This window comes from Variovorax sp. P1_H12_2 (assembly GCF_056405335.1).
Genome location: NZ_JBFUCI010000681.1, coordinates 1 through 1,815 on the forward strand (window position 1 = coordinate 1; position 1,815 = coordinate 1,815).

Here is a 1,815-nt window from a genome sequence, read left to right on the forward strand (position 1 = left end):
GTTCGGGATCGTGTTGGCCAGGATGTGGCTGTGGCCGTCCTCGTGCTGCAGGCCTTCGCCGTTCAGCGTGGTGCGGCCCGAGGTGCCGCCGAGCAGGAAGCCGCGCGCCTGCATGTCGCCCGCCGCCCAGGCCAGGTCGCCGATGCGCTGGAAGCCGAACATCGAGTAGTAGACATAGAACGGCACCATGATCCGGTTGTTGGTGCTGTACGAGGTGGCGGCCGCGATCCAGCTCGACATGCCGCCGGCCTCGTTGATGCCTTCCTGCAGGATCTGGCCGGCCTTGTCCTCGCGGTAGTACATGACCTGGTCCTTGTCGACCGGCGTGTACTGCTGCCCCGCGGGGTTGTAGATGCCGATCTGGCGGAACAGGCCTTCCATGCCGAAGGTGCGGGCCTCGTCGACCAGGATCGGCACCACGCGCGGACCCAGCGCCTGGTCGCGCAGCAGCTGCGTCAGGAAGCGCACATAGGCCTGCGTGGTCGAGATCTCGCGCCCCTCGGCGGTCGGCTCCAGCACCGCCTTGAAGGTCTCGAGCGACGGCACCGTGAAGCTCTCGTCGGCCTTCACACGGCGGTGCGGCAGGTAGCCGCCCAGCGCCTTGCGGCGCTCGTGCAGGTACTTCATCTCGGGCGTGTCGTCGGCCGGCTTGTAGAACGGCAGATCGGCGATCTGGCTGTCCGGGATCGGGATGTTGAAGCGATCGCGGAAGGCCTTGATGTCCTCGTCGCCGAGCTTCTTGGTCTGGTGGACCGTGTTCTTGCCTTCGCCGATCTTGCCCATGCCGAAGCCCTTGACCGTCTTGACCAGCAGCACGGTCGGCTGACCCTGGTGCTTGACGGCGGCGTCGAAGGCGGCATAGACCTTCTGCGAATCGTGGCCGCCGCGGCGCAGGTTCCAGATCTCGTCGTCGCTCATCTTGGCGACCATCTCGAGCGTGCGCGGATCGCGGCCGAAGAAGTGCTTGCGCACATAGGCGCCGTCGTTGGCCTTGAACGACTGGTAGTCGCCGTCGTTGGTCTCCATCATGATCTTGCGCAGCGCACCGTCCTTGTCGCGCGCCAGCAGCGGATCCCAGTTGCTGCCCCAGATCAGTTTGATCACGTTCCAGCCCGAGCCGCGGAATTCGCCCTCGAGCTCCTGGATGATCTTGCCGTTGCCGCGCACCGGGCCGTCCAGGCGCTGCAGGTTGCAGTTGATCACGAACACCAGGTTGTCGAGGTTCTCGCGCGCCGCCAGGCTGATCGCCCCGAGCGACTCGACCTCGTCCATTTCGCCGTCGCCGCAGAACACCCAGACCTTGCGGTTCTCGGTGTTGGCGATGCCGCGGGCGTGCAGGTACTTGAGGAAACGGGCCTGGTAGATCGCCATCAGCGGGCCCAGGCCCATCGAGACGGTCGGGAACTGCCAGAACTCGGGCATCAGCTTCGGATGCGGGTAGCTCGACAGGCCCTTGCCGTCGACTTCCTGGCGGAAGTTGAGCAGCTGCTCTTCGGTCAGGCGGCCCTCGAGGTAGGCGCGGGCATAGATGCCGGGCGACACATKGCCCTGGATATAGAGGCAGTCGCCGCCGTGGTTCTCGCTCTCGGCATGCCAGAAGTGGTTGAAGCCGGCGCCGAACATGCTGGCCAGCGAGGCAAAGGAGCCGATGTGGCCGCCGAGGTCGCCGCCTTCGGGCGGGTGGTGGCGGTTGGCCTTGACGACCATCGCCATCGCATTCCAACGCATGTAGGAGCGCAGGCGCTCCTCGATTTCGGCGTTGCCCGGCGAGCGCTCCTCCTGGACGGTCTCGATGGTGTTCACATAGGCCGTATT

1 protein-coding gene is annotated in these 1,815 nt (G+C 65.7%); it reads right to left on the reverse strand.

What is annotated here, in order from left to right:
- Positions 1–1,815 (reverse strand): pyruvate dehydrogenase (acetyl-transferring), homodimeric type (gene aceE, locus AC1D2K_RS34135; RefSeq protein ID WP_478094793.1); only part of this gene is annotated, 1,815 nt, incomplete at both ends.